The sequence below is a fragment of the Burkholderia sp. HI4860 genome (genome assembly GCF_002223045.2).
Classification (GTDB): Bacteria; Pseudomonadota; Gammaproteobacteria; order Burkholderiales; family Burkholderiaceae; genus Burkholderia.
Genome location: NZ_NKFO02000001.1, coordinates 1,999,236 through 2,019,183, shown reverse-complemented (window position 1 = coordinate 2,019,183; position 19,948 = coordinate 1,999,236). Strand labels below are relative to the sequence as shown.

Genomic DNA, 19,948 nt, shown 5'->3' with positions numbered 1-19,948 from the left:
CCGGATCGAGGCTACCCGCGCGGCCCGTGCGCGGCAAAAGATGATTTTTCAACGGGTGTTGAGTCAACTACAATACCCCGCATGTCGCACCTCCCTCCCCTCAGCGCATTGCGAGCTTTCGAGGCGGCCGTCCGCCTCGGCGGATTCGCGCGCGCGGCGGCGGAGCTGAACGTGTCGACGAGTGCGGTCAGTCACCAGATACGCGCGCTCGAGGAATCGCTCGGCGCGCGGCTGCTCGAACGCAGCACCGGGCTCGGCGGCATCAGCCTCACGCCTGCCGGCGCACGCCTGCTGCCGGCTGTCAGCGATGCGCTGTCGCGGCTCACCGACGCCTGTGCCGAGATTCGCGGCACCGCGCAACGGCTCACCGTATCCGCCAACGCGCCGTTTTCGGCGATGTGGCTCGCCCGCCGCCTCGCGGAATTCTCGTCGCTTCATCCCGACACGCCGCTGCATGCCGTCGTGCTCGACGACGAACCGGATTTCGCGCGCAGCGGCGTCGATCTGGCGATCGTGCACGTGCCCGCGCACCGGCTGCAGGCCGACGACGACATCCTGCTGCAGGAAACGGTGTTCCCGGTATGCAGCCCCGAACTGCATCCGTTTGCCTCCGTGAACGTGTGCCGCTCCCGGCTGCTGCAGGAGATGCACGAGCACAGCCCCGAGATCGACTGGCGCAACTGGTCCACGGAGTTCGGCCTGCCGGGCGACTTCGAGACGAAGATCGTCCGCTACAGCAGTTTCAGCCAGGTGATCGGCGCGGCGGTCGGCGGCGCGGGCATCGCGCTCGGGCGCGCGCCGCTGATCGAGCCCGAGCTGCGCAGCGGGCGCCTCGTGCCACTGAGGCCGGGCCTCGAACGCGCCGCGTCGTGGCGCTTCGTGCTGCGCCGCAACCCGTCGACACGGCACCGGCTGCTCGATCCATTGATCGCGTTCCTGCGCCGCGAAGCGGAAGCCCACGCGGAAGCGGCAGCCGCGCCGATCGCGGGCCCGATCGTTGCGCCCGCATCCAACGACAGTCGCGTGCGCGGCACGGGCGGCGCGACCGGCAAGTAACGCGCCGGCCTCGCCCGCATGCGCCGCTTACGGCGCAGCGAAGAACAACGCCACCACGCACGCCATCCCGCCGAACCACACGAGCGAACGCAGCGACGCCCAGTTCAGCAGGTACATCAGCATGTAGACGACGCGGATCGCGACGAACGCCATCGCCAGCTGGTCGACGCGATGCACGTTCGCGCCGTTGTGCCATGCCACCACCAGCGCGGCCGTGAACAGCGCAAGCGCCTCCCACCCGTTCTGGTGCGCGGCCTGCGCGCGGGCGCGCCAGCCTTCGAGTTTGGCCAGGTAGTCGCGCGGCGTGCGGTTGTCGTAGCCCTTGCGGGCCTTCGCGAGAAACGTCATCGAGAACGGCAACAGCGCCACGATGAACAGGCACAGCTGGGACGTCGTCATCAAAAGTCTCCTCCTTTATGATTACATTGATCAATGACAAGATTGCCGAGAGCTTAGCATTGCGTCGTGCTGTTCGCGCACCGGTTTTCTAGACGGGAGACTCGGCTGCACGGCCCGCCAGCAGCCGCGACGCGCGTGGTTCGACACCAAAATTTCCACCAAATCATCGACAAAAACGTTAATTAAAACTGGTCGAACACCAATAAGATAGCGCTCAACACTGGCCCGACGCGTTGTCGCGCCAGGCCGCCGAACCCGCGCCGCCGCGCGCGCCGAACGACATCCGATCCGAGACATCGCCATGCCCCGTCCCATCGTCGCCCATATCCGCCCTGACGCCGTCCGCCACAACCTCGACTTCATCCGCCGCACCGCCGCGCAATCGCGCGTGTGGGCCGTGATCAAGGCCAATGCGTACGGTCACGGCATCGAGCGGATCTACCCGGGCCTCGCCGCCGCCGACGGCATCGCGCTGCTCGATCTCGACGAAGCCGTGCGCGTGCGCGAACTCGGCTGGGACAAGCCGGTGCTGCTGCTCGAAGGGATCTTCGAGCCGGCCGACGTCGAGCTGGCCGATCGCCACCGCCTGACGGTGGCCGTGCACTGCGACGAGCAGCTCGACCTGCTGATCGCGGCGAAGCCGCAGCAGCCGATCGACATCCAGCTCAAGATGAACTCCGGGATGAACCGGCTCGGCTACCGCCCCGCCGTGTTCCGCGCCGCGTGGGAGCGCGCGGCGAGCGCGCCGTCGATCGGCAAGATCACGCTGATGATGCATTTCGCGAACGCCGACGAAGGCGAAGTCGACTGGCAGCTCGACCAGTTCGATGCGGCGACGGCGGGGATACCCGGCGAGCGCTCGACGTCGAATTCAGCCGCCGTGCTGTGGCATCCGCGTGCGCACCGCGACTGGGTGCGGCCGGGCACGATCCTGTACGGTGCGTCGCCGACGGGTGCGTCGCGGGGTATCGCCGACACGCCGCTGATGCCCGCGATGACGCTGACGAGCAAGATCATCGGTGTGCAGACGCTGTCGCCGGAAGAGACCGTCGGCTACGGCCGCCGCTTCACGGCCGACCGGCCGATGCGGATCGGCGTCGTCGCGTGCGGCTATGCGGACGGCTATCCGCGCCACGCACCGACCGGCACGCCGATCGCGGTGGACGGCGTGATGACGCGCGTCGTCGGCCGCGTATCGATGGACATGCTGACCGTCGACCTGACGCCGTGCCCGAACGCGGGTATCGGGTCGCGTGTCGAGCTGTGGGGCGACCAGGTGAAGGTGGATGACGTGGCGGAAGCCAGCGGCACGATCGGCTACGAGCTGATGTGCGCACTCGCGCGCCGCGTGCCGGTCGTGATCGTGCCGCCGGGTGCGTCGAGCGAACAGCCGACGCTGCGGACCGGCAGCTACGGGCGCTGACCGGCTTCGATGCAGCGGCGCACGCGCTGTTGCGTCGCCTGACGTGCGTGTCGGTTGCGGGCCGCCTCGGGCGGCCCGTTTGCTTTTCCGTGCGAGCGCAAGGCGTGGGTGACGGCCCTTCCGCTTCGTTCAATGCACTATGAACGCCACGTCGGCTTGCGCTTCTCGAGGAACGCGTCGATCCCTTCGCCCGCATCCTCCTCCATCATGTTGCGCGCCATCACGTCGCCCGCATACGCATAGGCTTCGTCGAGCGGCAACTCACGCTGGCGATAGAACATCTGCTTGCCGTACCGCACCGCCGCCGGGCTCTTCGCGACGATCTCCGCGACCTTGCGCGCGACGGCCGCGTCGAGCGCATCCTCGGGCACGGCCTCGTTGACGAGGCCCCATGCGGCGGCCGTTGCCGCGTCGACGAAGCGCCCGGTCACGAGCATGTCGAACGCACGCTTCGCCGTGACGTTGCGGCTCAATGCAACGGCGGGCGTCGAACAGAACAGCCCGACGTTGATGCCCGATACCGCGAAGCGCGCGGTATCGGCCGCGATCGCCAGGTCGCACGCGGCGACGAGCTGGCAGCCGGCGGCCGTCGCGATGCCCTGCACGCGCGCGATCACCGGCACCGGTAACGCACGCATCGCGAGCATCACGCGGCTGCACTGCGCGAACAGCGTGCGGTAGTAATCGAGTTCGGGCTGGCTGCGCATCTGCCGCAAGTCGTGGCCCGCGCAGAACGCCTTGCCTTGCGCGGCCAGCACGACGCAGCGCACGTGCGGATCGGCCGCCAGCGACTCGAACGCATCGTGCAGGCTCGCGAGCATCGCCTCGGACAGTGCATTGAATTGCTGCGGACGGTTCAGCCGCAGCGTGACGACACCGTCGTGCGCGTCGCGCAACAGGATCGGCTCGGCCGTGTCTTGATCGGATTTCATCATGTTCCGCTCGATGGGGTTCGGCAGGATTCGATGCGGCGCGAATACGTGGCGATGATGCGTGCACGTTCACGGCACCGTGGTGATGAAATGCTCCTCCACATTCCGTGCGACGTCCAGTCGTGGTGCAGCAGGCTCACACGGTCACGTCCGCTTGCGCCCGCTGCGCCACGCGCGCACGCCCGAGCGCAGTTGACCGAGGCCACCCACGAAAAAGACAACGCCCATCCCGCCTATCATCAGGACGTCCCCCCAGATCGCGCCGAACGTATTCAACCGCGCGCTCATCGCGGGGGCGTCCGGTGCGTAACGCACCTCGACGGTCGCACCGTCCTCCTCGCTGACCGAGCCACCCTGCGGATATTCGACATGCTCGCCCGCGAGCGTCGTGAACGCGATCTCCGGATGATGCGGGCCGGCGTTCAGCCTGATGACCCGCCCCGGCACGACGATCGACGTCCGCAGGAATTCGCGCGTCGACTGCGCGTACAGGGCAGCGCCGATCAGCAGGCACGTACCGACGATGGTAAAGACGACGCCCTTCGCGATCAGCATTTCCATCTGCTGCGCGTCGGTGCGGCCGGATCCCGGCACCATTGCGTTCACCTCAAGGATGCGACTGATGGAACGACACGTCGATCGTCGACTGCGCCTTGCAGCGGCACGTCATGCCGCGCCACGTTTCGTCAGTCACGCGTTCATACGAACCGTTGCCTGCGCCGCGCACGCGCGCCGCCCGATCGATCCTGATTGTCATGGAAAGATGCCCCGTTCCTGATTGTCGTGGATGCCGGGCGTGCTGCGCAGATCGCGCAGGCACGCCGCCCTCGGCATCCGGCAGGATACGGAGATCGCGGCGCGCTGTAAATTGCGCAGGCGGCGTGGCCGGCCACGCCGCGCGGCTACCCGCCGCTCGCGACGCGCGCGATCGTCTGCCGCAGCCAGAGGTGCGCGGCGTCGCCGTGCCGGCGCGCGTGCCAGTGCTGCGCGAACTCGAACGAATCGATCGGGAACGGCGGCTCGAACACGCGCAGCCGCGCATCGTCTCGCACGCGGTCGAGGTTGCGCCGCGCGACGGTCAGCACGAGGTCGGTGCCGGCGATCAGGTCGTTCGCCACACCCCAGAACGGCAGGATCACCGCGATGTGCCGCTCGCGCCGTAGCCGCGCGAGCGCGCGATCGACTTCGTTGTCCATCCCGTCGCGCATCGCGACGAGCGCATGCGGCCGTGCGAGCCACGCATCGAGCGCGAGTTCGCCGCGGCGCGGCAGGCGGCTTGCATCGGCCACGCACGCGAACGATTCGACGAACAACGGTTGCGCGTGCAGGTCGCGCTGCATCGCGGGCAACACGCCGAGCGCGAGATCGACCTCGCCGTCCATCAGCTGCATCCGCATCGCCTCGCGGGTGGCTTGCGACACGATCAGCTCGATGCCCGGCGCGTCGGCACGCAGTGTCTTCACGAGCGACGGCAGCACGATGCGCGCGCCGTAGTCGGACATCGCGATGCGAAACACGCGCGTGGCCGCGGACGGATCGAACGCCGGCGGCTCGATCAGCGCGCCGAGCCGGCCGAGGACGTCGTTCAGCGGCTCGACCAGTTCGTTCGCACGCGCGGTGAGTTCGAGCCGGCCCGCGCGCCGCACGAGCAATGGATCGCCGAAGATGTCGCGCAGCCGCGCGAGCGCATGGCTCACGGCCGGCTGGCTGCGGTGCAGCCGGACGGCGGCACGCGAGATGTGTTTTTCGCTCAGCAGCGCGTGCAGCGTCACGAGCAGGTTCAGGTCGATGCGGGCCAGATTATTCATGGGATGAATATGAAGCATCCGAAGAACGAATTTCCATTCGTGATCTTAATGGACAACAATCATTTCAGCATCCTTTCATGACCCATCAAGATGACGACTTCCCTGTCCTTCGCCACCCTTCCGCTCGCCGTCGCGGCTTTCGTCGCCGGCGCGCTCGTGCCGCTGCAAGGCGGCAGCAATGCCGCGCTCGGGCGCGCGCTCGGCCACCCGCTGTGGGCGAGCGTCGCGTCGCTGACGGTGAGCCTGCTCGCGGTGCTGCCCGTGCTGCTGGCGACGCGTGCGAACGCGCCGCTCGTCGGCGACGCGCTGCAGCGCCCGCTGTGGACGTGGCTCGGCGGCCTCGCAGGCGTGATCTACATCACGCTCGCGCTGATCCTGACGCCGCGGCTCGGCGCGACGACCTTCATCGTCTGCGTCGTCGCCGGGCAGATGCTCGCGTCGCTGCTGATCGACCACTACGGGCTGATGGGGCTCGCGCAGCGGCTCGCGACACCCGGCCGCATCGCGGGGGTCGCGCTGATCTTCGCGGGGATGATCGTCGTGCAATGGCAGACGCCCGCGCCGCGCGTACCGGCCGCGACCGGCGACGCGGCAGCCGCGCAACCCGAACCGCCGCGCTGAATGTGCGGGCGGGCGCGGGTGCGCCGCAGCCCGATAGGTGTCAGCCCGCGAGCTTCTTCAGCGCGTCGAGCACCGCGTCGCCCTTGAACGGCTTCACGATCCAGCCCTTCACGCCGGCGGCCTTGCCGCGCTCCTTCATCGCCGGGCTGCTTTCGGTCGTCAGCATCACGACGTTGACCGTCGAATTCGCCAGTTCGCCGCGGATCTTCTCGACCATCGTCAGGCCGTCCATGTTCGGCATGTTCACGTCGCTGATCACGAGGCGCACGCCGGGCGTTGCCTTGAGCTTCGCGAGCCCGTCCTTGCCGTCGACGGCCGTCGCGACGTCGAGCCCGTGATTGCGCAGGAAGCCCGCGACCTCGTCGCGCACCGTGCCCGAATCGTCGACCACCAGAATCTTTGCCATGTCGTCTTCCCCTTCCTTTCCTTGTTGCTGACTTCAGTCTTCAAAACAGTTCGAGTTCACCCGATTCGACCATCGGCCCCACGTCCTGCACCGATTCGCGAAAATCCTCCGGCGACCAGCTCAGGCTGAACACGAAGCGCTGGTCGAGGCACACGGAGCGCCCCGATGCCGGATCGGTCATCCGGTACTTGAAGCAGAGCTGCGGGCAATCGCCGCCGAACGAGATGAACTTCTGCTTGTGATTGACGACGAGCGGCACCTGCACCGGATGGCGCGCCAGTGCCTCGGCGTCGCCGAGATAGCGGTTCTTGAACGCGCCCCATACGAGGTTGGTCAGCTCGCCGAGCACGCTGTTCACGTCGCGGAAATCCGGCGCGCGGCCGCCTTCGCGCGTGCCGCCGAGCATGTCGAGCAACGGCTGCTCGCTCGTCTGCAGCAGCATGTAGCCGCGGCACCACGCGCTTTCGAGCGCGATCAGGCTGAACACTTCGCCGAAGATGATCTGGTCGCGCACGATGCACGGCGTTTCGTGCTCGATCGTCATGCCCGGGAACAGGCTGTCGATGCGCGCCTCGGTGATCTCCGAGATGCCGCGCACGAGCGCGTTCGGGTAGTCGCGGCCGAACAGGTATTCGTCGATCGCGCGCTTGAGCGGCGTCATGTCGTCCGCGACGTAGGCCGCGCACGCGACGCGCGCGAGCGCCTCCGGCAGCCCGTCGCGCGACGCGAGCGATTCGCGGCGCAGGATGATCGGCAATTCGGGGCGCAGCGCATCGATCTGCGTCGCGATGATCGCGCTCTCGGCCGCCGAACCGCCGTAATCCTCGGCCAGCAGGATCGCGCCCAGGTCGATGTTCGAGCGCAGCACCTTCAGCAACCGGCTGCGCCGCACGGTCAGGCCGACCAGGTTGTGCTCGTCGCAGAAACGCTTGATCGCGTCGGCGTGCGCGCGACTGTCGTCGAGTACGAGCACCTTGCTGACGGGTTTGTCCAGGGTCATCTCAAGGTTTCCTATTGGTCGGTCGGGGTCGGTCAGAACAGTTCGAGCTCGCCGCCGGTTTCCATCACGGCCGTCTCCGGCACATGGAAATCGACCGGCGCGTTCGCGCACACGCACAACGTCGCGCCGACCCGCACGTCGCCATCGAGCGTCAGGTCGTAGGCGGCCACGTAATCGGGCGAGAGCGCGTGCATGAAGTCGATGCTCGCGCCGCTCAGCAGGTAAGGCGTCGACATCCCGAGGTCGGGAAACGACGCGGTCAGCGCCTGGTTGATCGCGCCGCAACACAGGTTCGCGACTTCCATGAACGCGTCGGTCAACGGTCGCTGGCTGTTCGTGCCCGCTGTCGCGCCGGCGAAATGGCGGCGCGTCGCGTCGTCGTCGCTGAAGCGCAGCGCGAGCAGCAGGCGGAAATGCAGTGCGGAGATCGTCAGCACAACCACATGTTCGGGCGCCTGCGGCTTCGATCGCGACCTCGCGTGCGCGCGATCCGGCGCGTCGTGTTCGTGCCCGACTCGCGGCCGGATGTCGCACGCGCCGCCTGCCGCGAGCCGCGTGCGCGCGGCATCGAAAAAGATCCGTTCGAACCCGGCCCTCGCCTGCGCACTGATCACGCGGCTTCTCCCTCGATCCGCGCGTGCAACTGCCCGGCCAGCGTCTCGACGGTCGCGAGCGCGGCCGTGATCATCTTGCCGCCGGCCTGGATGTCCTGGAACGTCGCGGCCGTCACGAGATCGTTGCGGTTCAGGCTGTCGCGATAGCTGTTCGACAGTTCCTGCGAGCGCGCGGCCAGCCCGCGCACCTCGCTCGCGACGATCGAGAAGCCGCGCCCGGCCGTGCCGGCGCGCGCGGCCTCGATCGACGCGTTCAGCGACACGATCGACACGTGCGCGACGATCGCCGACAGCTCCAGGTTCTTCGCGCGCATGTCCTGGTTCTGCGTGGTCAGCGAGATCATCTGCTCGTGCCAGCGCTCGAAGGTGCCGGCGAGCCCGCGCAGGCGCGCGGCTTCGTCGGCGATCTTCATCGCGTGCTGCGCGAGCGCCGCTCGATCGGCCGACAGCGCCTGCACGGCGTCGCGCTGCGAGCCGGCGGCGGACGTCTCGCGCGCCAGCGCATCCTCGAGCTGCGCCTCGCGCTGCGCCCATGCGTCGGCCGCCTCCGCATGCGCCGACGCGGCATCGGCGGCGCGCGCATCGGCTGCGTCGAGCGCGCCACGCAACTGCGCCGTCTCGCGCTCGTGCGCCGCGACGAGCCGCTTGCGCGTCACGCGTAACACGACCGCCGCCACGATGGCGACGACGACACCGCCCGCCAGTGCAGCGGCCATCTGGATCATCCACGCCTGCCCGATCACGTCGTCACTCCGCCGCGCCGATGTCCGCGCTGCGTGCACGCTCGTGCACGACGCCCTGGGCGGCGCCGTCGGCCGCGAAGCGGGCCGGCAGCGTCACGATCGTCTCGAACGCGCGATACGGCGCGCCGACGCGATCGTCGGTGAAGCGCAGCGCGATATCGCCGCCGTCGCGCTTCAGGAAGTTGCGCACCGCGTCCATGCCGACGCCGCGCCCCGACACTTCGGTCACCGTGCTCGCGGTCGAGAAACCCGGCCGGAAGATCAGCTCGGCCACCTCGTCGTCGGACAGCGCCGCGTCGTGGTCGGCATCGATCCAGCCGCGCTCGCGCGCGATGCTGCGAATCCGGTCGAGCGCGAGGCCGCGGCCGTCGTCGCTCAGCACGAACCACAGCTCGCCGCCGCCCACGCCGACCGCGATGTCGATCGTGCCTGACGCCGCCTTGCCGGCCGCGCGCCGCTCGTCGGACGATTCGATCCCGTGGTCCATCGAATTGCGCAGCAGGTGCATGAACACGTTCTTCAGCGTCGCGACGATTTCGCTGCGCACGCGGTGGCCGTGGCTGTCGATATGCACGACCGGCGCAGGCTTGCCGAGTTCGGCCGCGAGCGACGGCAGCGACTCGATCACGCCGCCGAGCGCGTCGCCGATGCCCTGCGTGCCGAGCTGGCTCAGCATGCGGCGCACGGCGTCGCGCGCCGCGTGCCAGTCGGACGCGTTCGCCGGATCGGCGCCGTCGAGCACGCGCAGGCTCTCGCTGATGTGCGCGCGTTCGACCATCAGGAAGTCGGCGCCCTGCACCGCCTCGCCGCTGCGGCCGAGCGTGACCGCGTTGATCGTCGCGTAGTGCTCGACCGCGTCGCGCACGCGGGCCAGATCGTCCATCAGCGCGTCGCGGTTCCACTCCGGGCCGCCGTCCGCGCGGCGCAACGAGTCGTACGCCTGCTCCGCTTCGTGGACGATGTTGGTCAGGTGCTGGAGGCTGTACGTGCGCGCATTGCCCTTGATCGTGTGCATGTTGCGGAACAGCGCCGCGACGATCGAGTGATCGGCGCGCTCGTGCTGGCGGATCATCCGCTCGTTCTCGCTGAGGAAGCCCTTCGCGCTGTGCACGAAGTCGTGGAACTTGTCCTGGCTGATCGACAGAATCTCGCCGATCATCTCGAGGCGGCGCTGCTGCTCGCCGGCCTGCGCGGTCAGCTCGCGAATCTCGGTCACGTCGCGCACGCACAGCATCAGGCGCACGACCGTGTCGGTCTCGTCGGTGATTGCCGACCAGCTCAGGTCGAGCCACTTGTCGCGGCCGTCCGGCATCCGCTTCGCGACTTCGTTCACGAGCAGGTGCTCGTTGAACGCGAAGTTCATGCTGTCTTCGCCGAGGCACGCGTGCACGGCCGCATCGACCTGCGAGCGCGCGTCGGAACCGATGTTCGAATCGTCGAACACGAGCGCCATCAGGTCGCGGCCGGCGATATCGTTCGTCTCGAAGATGGTTTCGAGGTACGCCGAATACTCCGCATGCACGACGCCGCCCTCGACGACGGTCAGGATCCCCTGCTGCATGTTCTGCAGCATCGCCTGGATGTCGGCCGTCTTCTGCTTGAGCTGCGCCGAGTTCTCCTGGATCTTCTCGATCATCCCGTTGAACGCGACGATCGAATGGCCGATTTCGTCCATCCGGCCCACCGGCACGCGGCGCGTGAAATCCTGGCTCGTCGCGATCTCGCTCATCGCCGTCTGCATCCCGATCAGCGGGCGCGTGATCTGGCGATACAGCAGCAGGCCGAGTGCGGTCAGCAGCACGATCACCGTGCCGGCGACACCCGCGATCGCGGTCGCCGTGGTCGACAGCATCCCGTTCAGCGCGCTGATCGCGTCGTCCTTCTGGCGGTTCTTCTCGACGCGCAGCGTGTCGACGATGCTTTCGAGTTCGTCGCGATACTGCGCGACGTTCGCGAACAGGTACGCCTGCGCCATCTCGGGCTTGCCGTCGGCCTTCATCTTCACGGTGTCGTCGATCGCCGCGAAGTAGTTCGTCGCGCTCTCCTTCGCCTGCGACACGAGCCCGACCTGCGCCTGGCCGACCGCCGACTTCGCCTGCACGTCGAGCGCGGCGCGCAGCGCGCCCTGCTTCGCCTTCAGCTCGTCGCGCGCCTGCGCGGCGGTGTTCGCGTCGGGCGCATAGACGAGCGTCATCGTCGCGATCTGGATGTTCTTCACATCGGCGACGAGATCCGCGGACGCGAGCGCGCTCGGCACGATTCCCTGGGTGACCTGGCGTACCTCGGACGCGCTCTTGCGGGTCTGGTACACGGCATAGATGCCGATCGCGGACAGCGCGAAGAACGTCAGGACGACTAGCAGCGTAATGCGATGACGGATGGTCATGAGTACAGCTCCCCGCAGCGATCCGGCTTCGATCGCCGTTTGGTCTATTGAAAGAATGTGAGCGCCGAATTATCGGGGATGGTGTATGACGCTCCGATGACCGGAAATCAATCATTCATTGATAAAAACGAAATGAATAATTGCGACGAAAACACCCTAAAGATTTGCCTGGATCTGCCGTTAACCTTCTGCCACAAGGCTTCGATCGGCGATCCTGCGCGGCCTGGACATTCCAGCTTCGGATATTTTATTTTTATTTATTTAATCCGCGGATTATCGGCAATCTGACTTTCGTAAAACGTTTGCGCATTATCGGCGAATTCAGGCGAATTCACGATTTTTTATTGTCGGGCCGCAATTCGACGGACCGATGAAAACGATACCGCCCGCTCCGGGGCCCGCGATGCGATGAACTGCATCGTGGGCCCCGGAGCGGGCGGGAGCGACTCACGACCGGTCAGTGGCTGCTGGCGCGCGTCGCCCCCAGCCCCGTTTCCGAGCGCACCTGCTGCGCGGCGAACGCGCCCTTCTCCGCCTTCGCGCGCAGGCTCGTGTCGAGCACCGAGAACAGCCACACGCCGACGAAGCCGATCGTCATCGAGAACAACGCGGGCGACGTGTACGGGAACCACGCCGAACCCTTCGGATAACCGAGCGTCGCCTCCCACACCGACGGCGACACGATCGTCAGCCCCACCGACGAGACCAGCCCGAGGAAGCCGCCGATGACCGCGCCGCGCGTGGTGCAGCCCTTCCACATCATCGACAGGAACAGCACCGGGAAATTGGCCGATGCCGCCACGGCGAATGCCAGCGACACCATGAACGCGACGTTCTGCTTCTCGAACGCGATGCCCAGCAGCACGGCGATCACGCCGAGCACCAGCGTCGTGATGCGCGACACCTTCAGCTCGTCGGCACTGTTGGCCTTGCCGTTCTTGAAAACGGTGGCGTAGAGATCGTGCGACACCGCGGATGCACCCGACAGCGTGAGCCCGGCCACCACCGCCAGGATCGTCGCGAACGCCACGGCCGAGATGAAGCCGTAGAACACGTCGCCGCCCACCGTCTTGGCCACCAGCACCGCGGCCATGTTGGCCGTGCCCGCGCCGCCCTTGATCACGCCCTTGGCCACGTCGGCCAGTTCCGGATTGGTCAGCACCAGCGTGATCGCACCGAAACCGATGATGAAGATCAGCACGTAGAAGTAGCCGATCCACGTGGTGGCCCAGAACACGGATTTACGCGCTTCCTTCGCATCCGGCACCGTGAAGAAGCGCATCAGGATGTGCGGCAGGCCGGCGGTGCCGAACATCAGCGCCATGCCGAACGAGATGGCCGAGATCGGATCCTTGATGAACCCGCCCGGCGACATCACCGACAGCCCGATCCGCGTCGCGTCGTCCGGCGACTTGCCGGCGTTCGCGGCGATCGCGGTCTTGACTTCCACCGCATGGGCGAACAGCGCCTCCGGGCTGAAACCGTACTGCGCGAGCACCATGATCGCCATGAACGTCACGCCAGCGAGCAACATGCACGCCTTGATGATCTGCACCCAGGTGGTGGCCGTCATGCCACCGAACAGCACGTAGACCATCATCAGCGCGCCGACGATCACGACCGCCACCCAGTAGTCGAGACCGAACAGCAGCTTGATGAGCTGCCCCGCGCCCACCATCTGCGCGATCAGGTAGAACGCCACCACCACCAGCGTGCCGATCGCGGCGAAGCTGCGGATCGGCCCCTGCTCGAAGCGATAGCCCGCGACGTCGGCGAAGGTGAACTTGCCGAGGTTGCGCAGCCGCTCGGCCATCAGGAACGTGATGATCGGCCAGCCGACCAGGAAGCCGATCGAGTAGATCAGGCCGTCGTAGCCCGACGTCATCACCGCCGCGGAAATGCCGAGGAAGGATGCGGCCGACATGTAGTCGCCCGAGATCGCCAGGCCGTTCTGGAATCCGGTAATGCCGCCGCCGGCCGTGTAGAAATCCGCGGCGGAACGCGTGCGCGACGCCGCCCACTTGGTGATCCACAACGTGCCGGCCACGAACAGCGCGAACAGGACGATGGCCGTGGTGTTGGTGGCCTGCTTGGCGGTCTGCCCGACATCGCCGCCGCCCGCGACGGCCGCGCCGCACACGCCCACGGCCAGAAGCGCGACCAGCGTCATCGAAAGTGTCTTCTTCATTGGGCGACGTCCTGCAGGATGTCCTGCGTCAGTTGATCGTATTCGTTGTTCGCGCGGCGCACGTAGATGCCGGTGATGACGACGGTAAACACGATCACCGCCATGCCGACCGGTACGCCGACGCTCGTCACGCCGGTGCTCACCGGCTTCGCGAGGAACGACTTGTCGAATGCGATCAGTGCGATGTAGCCGTAGTACACGATCAGCATCAGCACGGTCAGGCAGATGCCGAGCGTGTTGCGCCGCCGCTTGAGCTGCGCATACTTCGGATGCGCTTCGATCTTTTTCACCAACCCATCATGCATCGCCTGTCTCCTGGTTTGCTTTTTGAATGAGTGTGGCGATTCTGAAGAGCGAAGCTGACTGCGTGCTTACTCGGTCTTTCGTGTGCGCGCTATGGTTTTCCCTAGCGGCAGGGGGTGCTGCCGCACGCGGGGCACTGGATGCGTGTGCGGGGCGCGCTGCAACGGCGATGCGGTTTCAGCGTAACGATGCGGGTTAGTCAGGACGCAATTTATCGATAGTCCTCAATAAACGGACATTTCCGCGCAAGGACAGTCACTCGCATCGATCGATGCGAACTAGACGCGATCAGTTTTCACGCGCGTCGGCGAGCCAATCCTCGACCTGTAGCCCCGGGACTCGCGCAAACTCGCGCACGTTATGCGTGACGAGCACCAGACGCCGAGCGCGTGCCTGCCCTGCGATCAACGCATCGTACGGACCGATCGGGGTGCCCGCCGCGGTCAGATGCGCACGAATCTCGCCGGCGTGCTGAGCATCTTCGACATCGAACGACACCCCCTCGAACTGAAGCGCCTCGACACGTGCCACGTTCGCAGCCGCTCTCTGGCTCTTGTAGGCGCCGTAATAGAGTTCATGCGCGACGATCGCCGGCATGCCGAAATCGGCTGGCTGATACATGCGAAGCCGGGCCAGCATGGCCGGCTCGCCTTTCAGGATGGCGATTACCGCGTTGGTATCCAGCAGAAATTTCATTCAAAGACGTCCAGATCCGGTCGCTCCTGAGCGGCAGGCTCGGTCGTGGCGGCGGCTTCGAAATCGGCGTCAACCGGGCCGATCAGCGGCGTGAGCCAGGCCCAGTCTTGCGGCACCGGCTCGAGAATCACGGATGAACCGTGGCGACGAATCCGGACCTCGGTCGTGTCGAAGCGGAAATCCTTCGGCAGACGGACAGCCTGCGATCCGCCATGCTTGAAAATCTTGGCAGTATCCATCCTCGCCCCTCGTGTATCTACGAAATGTATCTATTTTAGCCATTCCGTGCGCCGATGACGAGTCACCCGATCGGTATATGAACAACGAGCAACGGGGGGCGCGGAACGCCCGATTCATTCCCAACAGGAAACAATCAATCGCACGCCGGCGATTCACGTCGCCGCCCGCACGCCCTAGACTGTCGCATCGCTCCCCTTTCCGGACCCCACCCAATGACCGACGTCCTGCCGCTGACCACCGATCCCGAGTCGGGCCTCCAGTACCGGCTGCGCCCCGCCGCCGGCCGCCCCGCTGCCCGCCTGTTGCTGCTGCATGGCGTCGGCGGCAACGAAACCAACTTGCTGAACCTGGCCGACGTCATCGATCCGCGCATCGAGATCGCGTTCCTGCGCGCGCCGCTCGCGTTCGGGCCCGACCAGCACGCGTGGTTTCCGGTGCGCTTCGGCCCGAACGGCCCGGAAATCGACGCGGCCCGCGCGGACGCGAGCCGACTCAAGCTGATCACGCTGCTCCGCAGCTTCCGTGGCAACGATGACGCAGGCGCCGCGTTGCCGACCGTGATTGCCGGCTTCAGCCAGGGCGGCATCATGAGCGCGAGCGTCGGCCTCACGTCGCCGCAGGACGTCACCGCATTCGCAGTGCTGTGCGGGCGCATCCTGCCCGAAATCGATCCGCTGATCGCGCCGCGCGATGCCCTTCGCCCGCTCCATGCGCTGATCGTGCACGGCCGCTTCGACGACAAGCTCCCCGTCGCGTGGGCCGACACCGCCGACGCGAAACTCACGACGCTCGGCGTCGCGCACGAAACGCGGCTGTATGCGGCCGGCCACGAGCTGACCGCGGAGATGGCCGGCTCGTTTGCCCGATGGGTCGGCGAACGAGCCGGTTTGAACTGACCTTGGCGGCATGCCGGGGCGCCGGCCGCGAACGACCCGGCGCGCCCGGCGCATACCGCCTTCAGGTGCCCCGCGCCGGATCGGCAACGGCGCGCGTGGCCGCCGACACAAGCGCATCCGCCGCCTGCTCCCGCGCAGCACCGCGCTTCGCCAGCTTCCAGCCGACTACCAGCGCGAGCACGACGACCGGAATCGTCGCGATGGTCCACGTGCCGCCCGGATAGTCGAATGCCATCAGCACCAGCACGCCGACGAGGAAGGCCAGCGTGAGCCACGACGTGAACGGCGCGCCGGGCATCCGGAACGACACGGCCTTCAGCTCGCCGCGATCGACCGCGCGACGGAACAGGATCTGGCACATGACGATGAAGCCCCACGTCGTGATGATCCCGAGCGACGCCATGTTCAGCACGATCTCGAACGCCTGCGCCGGCACGATGTAGTTCAGCGGCACGCCGATCGCATTGATCGCGACCGTGATCAGGATCCCGCCGTACGGCACGCCGCGTGCGTTCATCCGCGACACGAAGCGCGGCGCCGATCCGCCCATCGCGAGCGAGCGCAGCACGCGCCCGGTCGAATAGAGGCCGGAGTTCAGGCTCGACAGCGCGGCGGTCAGCACGACGACGTTCATCACGGTGCCGACGTACGGCACGCCGAGCTTGCTGAAGAACGTCACGAACGGGCTTTCGTGCGCGCTGTACGCCGTCCACGGCAGCAGCATCGTCAACAGCACGACCGAGCCGACGTAGAACAGCGCGATGCGCCACATCACGCTGTTGATGGCTTTCGGCAAGACCTTGCGCGCATCGGCGGTCTCGCCCGCCGCGACGCCGACGAGCTCGATGCTCGCGTACGCAAATACGACGCCCTGCACGATCAGCACGGCCGGCAGGATGCCGTGCGGGAAAATCCCGCCGTGATCCGCGACGAGATGCAACCCCGGCATCTGCCCGGCGACCGGATGGCCGCTCGCGAGAAACACGGCGCCGACCGCGAGGAACACCGCGAGCGTGCCGACCTTGACGAGCGAGAACCAGAACTCCATCTCGCCGAACACCTTCACGCCGATCATGTTCATCACCGACACGATCCCGAGCGCGCCGAGCGCGAACACCCATTGCGGCACGTCCGTGAACACGGCCCAGTACTTCATGTAGATCGCGACCGCGGTGATGTCGACGATGCCGGTGGTCGCCCAGTTCAGGTAGTACATCCAGCCCGCGACGAACGAGGCGCGTTCGCCCATGAACTCCCGTGCATACGACACGAAGCTGCCGCTGGTCGGCCGGTGCATCACGAGCTCGCCGAGCGCGCGCATGATCAGGAACGCGAACACGCCGCAGACGAGGTACACGAGCGCGAGCGCCGGCCCCGCGTGCTGCAGGCGCCCGCCCGCACCGAGAAAGAGGCCGGTGCCGATCGCCCCGCCCATCGCGATCATCTGCACGTGCCGGGGCTTCAACTGCTTCGCATAACCGGCTTCGTGCGACGCGAACATCGCATCGGGGTCGGCATGTCGGGAATCCGCGCCGCCGGCCGAATCGGCCGGGCGCTCGCTGCTGTGGGTCATCGTGTGTCTCCGTTGTTTCTTGATGTGTCGCGCCCCGCGCGGGGGCGCGTCGGATGCAGCCGCACGCAAGCCGCCGGCGTCACGCCCCGGCGGCCCGCGCAGCCGGCGTCAAAGCACGCGCGGCCGGATCAGCGCTTCGGGTTGCAGCGCTTCTTCGACCTGCGCAGCGGTCATCCACTCGCGCTCCAGCACGACCTCGCGGATCGACTTGCCGGTCGCGTGCGCTTCGGCCGCCACGGCGGTCGCGCGCTTGTAGCCGATGTACGGGTTCAGCGCGGTCGCGAGCGCGACCGAGCGCTCCATCGTTTCGCGCAGCCGCTCGGGGTTCGCGGTGATCCCGCTCACGCAACGCTGCGCGAGCGTCGTGCAGGCAGCCGTCAGGTGGCTGAAGCTGCGGAACAGCGCGCTGGCGATCACCGGCTCGAACGCGTTCAACTGAAGCTGCCCGGCCTCGGCCGCGAAGGTGATGGTCAGGTCGTTGCCGAACACCTCGAAGGCAACCTGGTTGACGACTTCCGGGATCACCGGATTCACCTTGCCCGGCATGATCGACGAGCCGGCCTGCACGGGCGGCAGGTTGATCTCGCCGAACCCCGCGCGCGGGCCGCTCGACAGCAGCCGCAGGTCGTTGCAGATCTTCGACAGCTTCACGGCGATCCGCTTGAGCACGCCCGACACCTGCACGAACGCGCCGCAATCCTGGGTCGCTTCGATCAGGTTCGGCGCGGTGCTCAGGTCGAGCCCGGTAATGCGGCGCAGCGCCGCGAGCGCCTTCTCCGCGTACTGCGGATGCGCGGTGATCCCCGTGCCGATCGCGGTCGCGCCGAGGTTGATCTCGCGAATCAGCCAGCCGGCTTCCTGCAGGCGCGCGATGTCTTCCGTCAGCATCACCGCGTAGGTCGAGAATTCCTGGCCGAGCGTCATCGGCACCGCGTCCTGCAGCTGCGTGCGGCCGAGCTTCAGCAAGCCGGCGAACGCGTCGGCGCGCTCCGCGAACGCATCGCGCAGGCGCGCCATCGCTTCGAGCAGGTGCTCGACCGCGAAGCAGGTCGCCACGCGGATCGCGGTCGGATAGACGTCGTTGGTGCTCTGCGCGAGGTTCACGTGCTCGTTCGGATGCAGGTATTCGTACTGCCCGCGCGCGTGCCCCATGATTTCGAGCGCGCGGTTGCAGATCACCTCGTTCGCGTTCATGTTGGTCGACGTGCCGGCCCCGCCCTGGATGATGTCGACGACGAACTGGTCGTGCAGGCGCCCTTCGCGGATCTCGACGCACGCGGCGGCGATCGCATCGCGCAGCGGCCGCGGCAGCAGCCCGAGTTCGCAGTTCGCGTCGGCCGCGGCCTCCTTCACCGCGGCGAGCGCCATCACGAGGTACGGCAGCGACGCGATCGTGCGGCCCGAAATGTCGAAATTCTCCTTCGCGCGCAGCGTATGGACGCCGTAGTAGGCCTCGTTCGGAATGCTTCGCTTACCTAAAAGATCCGCTTCGACGCGGAAGCCGTTTTCTGCCATCGTGCCCTCCTGGGTGTCTCGTGCCGCTCGTCGTGCGTCGCTTCCCGATGCGACGGGTTCGCATTCTATGCCTTTGCAAAAACAACCTCACTTCTGTATTATCGAAAGCGGTTTTGCGTGGGACGCAACAACGAGACTCGAATGAAAAAAGGCGCAAGGGAAACCGGCATCGATCACATGGGCGCGATGCGCGCGTTCGTCAGGGTGGTCGAAACGGGGAGTTTTTCGGCGGTCGCCAAGGAGATGCACGTGTCGACGTCCACCGTCGCACGCAAGGTCACGGCGATCGAGGAGGCGCTCGGCGTCGCGCTGCTGCACCGCTCCACGCACAGCGTGACGCTCACGGAAGCCGGCCATATCTACCTGGAACGCGCGGTCACGCTGATCGCCGATCTCGACGACACCTTGCGCGTGGTCGCCGAGCTGAATGCGCAGCCGAGCGGCCCGCTGAAGCTCACCGCGCCGGTGGCGTTCGGCCGCCGCCATCTCGCGCCGCTGGTCGCGCCGTTCCTCGCGCGCTACCCGACGATCCAGCTCGACGTGCGGCTCACCGACAACCACAACGACCTCGTGGCCGGCGGCTTCGATCTCGACATTCACGAAGGCGAGAACTACCTGGACAATCTCGTCGTCCACCGCCTGTCACGCAACGACAGCATCCTGTGCGCGACGCCCGGCTATCTCGACCGCTGCGGGCGCCCGGCCACGCCCGACGACCTCAAGCAACACAACTGCCTGCGCTACGTGCACCCGGAAGGCGATCCGCGCTGGGATCTCGTGAGCGGCGACGCGCATCACAGCGTGCTGCCGGCCGGCAACCTCGTCACCGACCATTCGGAGCTGCTGCTCGAAGCGACCTGCGCGGGGCTCGGCATCGCGGAGTTCGAGATCTGGCTGGTGCGCGACCTGCTCGCGAGCGGCCGGCTCGAAGCCGTGCTGCCGCGCTACCGGCTGCAGAACCGGTTGACCGGCGAATACATCTACATCGCGTACCTGGCGAACCGGCGCAGCTCGGCGAAGCTGCGTGTGCTGAAGGACTTTCTCGCGGAACACCTCGCGCATATCGGCGAGCTGTCGGCGCTGGAGCTGGCGAAGATTCGCGGCGCGAGCGTGTAGCGCACGCGCCCTGGGTCAGGTTCGCGCCGCTGC

General features: G+C 67.0%; 22 protein-coding genes. 6 read left to right on the top strand and 16 right to left on the bottom strand.

Going from position 1 to position 19,948, the window contains the following annotated elements; all coding sequences use genetic code 11:
* The first annotated feature begins 81 nt into the window (after positions 1-81).
* The gene (locus CFB34_RS09020) at positions 82-1,056 is read left to right on the top strand and encodes a LysR family transcriptional regulator (RefSeq protein WP_089442816.1); all 975 of its coding nucleotides are present in this window, start codon (positions 82-84) and stop codon (positions 1,054-1,056) included.
* 27 nt (positions 1,057-1,083) lie between these two features.
* On the opposite strand, the gene CFB34_RS09015 is transcribed toward CFB34_RS09020, so the two are convergent.
* Positions 1,084-1,455 carry an MAPEG family protein gene (locus CFB34_RS09015; protein WP_089442817.1) on the bottom strand — a complete coding sequence of 124 codons (372 nt, stop codon included), beginning with the start codon at positions 1,453-1,455 and terminating at the stop codon, positions 1,084-1,086.
* 301 nt (positions 1,456-1,756) lie between these two features.
* On the opposite strand from CFB34_RS09015, the gene alr reads away from it, so the two are divergent.
* Positions 1,757-2,878 (top strand): alanine racemase, encoded by a 1,122-nt coding sequence (alr, locus tag CFB34_RS09010; RefSeq protein WP_089442818.1) that lies wholly within the window; start codon positions 1,757-1,759, stop codon positions 2,876-2,878.
* Positions 2,879-3,015: 137 nt separating this feature from the next.
* On the opposite strand, the gene CFB34_RS09005 is transcribed toward alr, so the two are convergent.
* From CFB34_RS09005 to CFB34_RS08990, 4 genes are all read right to left on the bottom strand, one after another.
* Positions 3,016-3,810 carry an enoyl-CoA hydratase gene (locus CFB34_RS09005; protein WP_089443356.1) on the bottom strand — a complete coding sequence of 265 codons (795 nt, stop codon included), beginning with the start codon at positions 3,808-3,810 and terminating at the stop codon, positions 3,016-3,018.
* Positions 3,811-3,954: 144 nt separating this feature from the next.
* Positions 3,955-4,407: a DUF3592 domain-containing protein gene (locus CFB34_RS09000; RefSeq protein WP_089442819.1), complete on the bottom strand. Its 453-nt coding sequence runs from the start codon at positions 4,405-4,407 to the stop codon at positions 3,955-3,957.
* A 10-nt stretch (positions 4,408-4,417) separates the two neighbouring features.
* Positions 4,418-4,567 carry a hypothetical protein gene (locus tag CFB34_RS08995; protein ID WP_179243713.1) on the bottom strand — a complete coding sequence of 50 codons (150 nt, stop codon included), beginning with the start codon at positions 4,565-4,567 and terminating at the stop codon, positions 4,418-4,420.
* Positions 4,568-4,712: 145 nt separating this feature from the next.
* Complete coding sequence (locus CFB34_RS08990; protein ID WP_089442820.1) at positions 4,713-5,618, bottom strand: LysR family transcriptional regulator; 906 nt, start codon at positions 5,616-5,618, stop codon at positions 4,713-4,715.
* A gap of 90 nt (positions 5,619-5,708) precedes the next feature.
* Between CFB34_RS08990 and CFB34_RS08985 the strand changes: the two genes are divergently transcribed.
* Entirely contained in the window at positions 5,709-6,239 is a 531-nt protein-coding gene (locus CFB34_RS08985) for a DMT family transporter (protein ID WP_089442821.1), read from the top strand.
* A 40-nt stretch (positions 6,240-6,279) separates the two neighbouring features.
* Here the strand turns inward: CFB34_RS08985 and CFB34_RS08980 are convergent, their stop codons facing one another.
* From CFB34_RS08980 to CFB34_RS08960, 5 genes are read right to left on the bottom strand one after another with little or no spacing between them, the layout of a single operon-like run.
* Complete coding sequence (locus tag CFB34_RS08980; RefSeq protein ID WP_011355572.1) at positions 6,280-6,645, bottom strand: response regulator; 366 nt, start codon at positions 6,643-6,645, stop codon at positions 6,280-6,282.
* A 40-nt stretch (positions 6,646-6,685) separates the two neighbouring features.
* Positions 6,686-7,645: a chemotaxis protein CheX gene (locus CFB34_RS08975; RefSeq protein WP_089442822.1), complete on the bottom strand. Its 960-nt coding sequence runs from the start codon at positions 7,643-7,645 to the stop codon at positions 6,686-6,688.
* Between the two features lie 32 nt (positions 7,646-7,677).
* Complete coding sequence (locus CFB34_RS08970) at positions 7,678-8,259, bottom strand: hypothetical protein (RefSeq protein ID WP_089442823.1); 582 nt, start codon at positions 8,257-8,259, stop codon at positions 7,678-7,680.
* Positions 8,256-8,984, bottom strand: a complete 729-nt coding sequence (locus tag CFB34_RS08965; protein ID WP_089443357.1) for a methyl-accepting chemotaxis protein — start codon at positions 8,982-8,984, stop codon at positions 8,256-8,258. Before CFB34_RS08965 ends, CFB34_RS08970 begins: the two co-directional genes overlap by 4 nt.
* A 22-nt stretch (positions 8,985-9,006) precedes the next feature.
* Positions 9,007-11,388 (bottom strand): MCP four helix bundle domain-containing protein, encoded by a 2,382-nt coding sequence (locus tag CFB34_RS08960; RefSeq protein WP_089442824.1) that lies wholly within the window; start codon positions 11,386-11,388, stop codon positions 9,007-9,009.
* A 57-nt stretch (positions 11,389-11,445) separates the two neighbouring features.
* Between CFB34_RS08960 and CFB34_RS08955 the strand changes: the two genes are divergently transcribed.
* The gene (locus CFB34_RS08955; protein ID WP_089442825.1) at positions 11,446-11,676 is read left to right on the top strand and encodes a hypothetical protein; all 231 of its coding nucleotides are present in this window, start codon (positions 11,446-11,448) and stop codon (positions 11,674-11,676) included.
* A 169-nt stretch (positions 11,677-11,845) separates the two neighbouring features.
* Here CFB34_RS08955 and CFB34_RS08950 read toward each other — a convergent pair whose 3' ends face one another.
* The 4 genes from CFB34_RS08950 to vapB all read right to left on the bottom strand — a co-directional run bounded on the left by CFB34_RS08950 (position 11,846) and on the right by vapB (position 14,814).
* Positions 11,846-13,576, bottom strand: a complete 1,731-nt coding sequence (locus tag CFB34_RS08950) for a cation acetate symporter (protein ID WP_089442826.1) — start codon at positions 13,574-13,576, stop codon at positions 11,846-11,848.
* Positions 13,573-13,881 (bottom strand): DUF485 domain-containing protein, encoded by a 309-nt coding sequence (locus tag CFB34_RS08945; protein ID WP_043179330.1) that lies wholly within the window; start codon positions 13,879-13,881, stop codon positions 13,573-13,575. The genes CFB34_RS08950 and CFB34_RS08945 overlap by 4 nt, the downstream gene beginning before the upstream one ends.
* A 286-nt stretch (positions 13,882-14,167) precedes the next feature.
* Positions 14,168-14,575 (bottom strand): type II toxin-antitoxin system VapC family toxin, encoded by a 408-nt coding sequence (locus CFB34_RS08940; protein ID WP_089442827.1) that lies wholly within the window; start codon positions 14,573-14,575, stop codon positions 14,168-14,170.
* Positions 14,572-14,814: a type II toxin-antitoxin system VapB family antitoxin gene (gene vapB / locus CFB34_RS08935; protein WP_089442828.1), complete on the bottom strand. Its 243-nt coding sequence runs from the start codon at positions 14,812-14,814 to the stop codon at positions 14,572-14,574. Before vapB ends, CFB34_RS08940 begins: the two co-directional genes overlap by 4 nt.
* 213 nt (positions 14,815-15,027) lie before the next feature.
* Here vapB and CFB34_RS08930 point away from each other — a divergent pair, with 213 nt between their 5' ends.
* On the top strand, positions 15,028-15,711 hold the full coding sequence (locus tag CFB34_RS08930) for a phospholipase (protein ID WP_089442829.1): 684 nt from the start codon (positions 15,028-15,030) through the stop codon (positions 15,709-15,711).
* Positions 15,712-15,772: 61 nt separating this feature from the next.
* Here CFB34_RS08930 and CFB34_RS08925 read toward each other — a convergent pair whose 3' ends face one another.
* Entirely contained in the window at positions 15,773-17,284 is a 1,512-nt protein-coding gene (locus CFB34_RS08925; protein WP_089442830.1) for an amino acid permease, read from the bottom strand.
* Positions 17,285-17,392: 108 nt separating this feature from the next.
* Positions 17,393-18,799 carry an aspartate ammonia-lyase gene (locus CFB34_RS08920; protein WP_089442831.1) on the bottom strand — a complete coding sequence of 469 codons (1,407 nt, stop codon included), beginning with the start codon at positions 18,797-18,799 and terminating at the stop codon, positions 17,393-17,395.
* Between the two features lie 141 nt (positions 18,800-18,940).
* Between CFB34_RS08920 and CFB34_RS08915 the strand changes: the two genes are divergently transcribed.
* Positions 18,941-19,915 (top strand): LysR family transcriptional regulator, encoded by a 975-nt coding sequence (locus CFB34_RS08915; protein ID WP_089442832.1) that lies wholly within the window; start codon positions 18,941-18,943, stop codon positions 19,913-19,915.
* Positions 19,916-19,948: the final 33 nt, after the last annotated feature.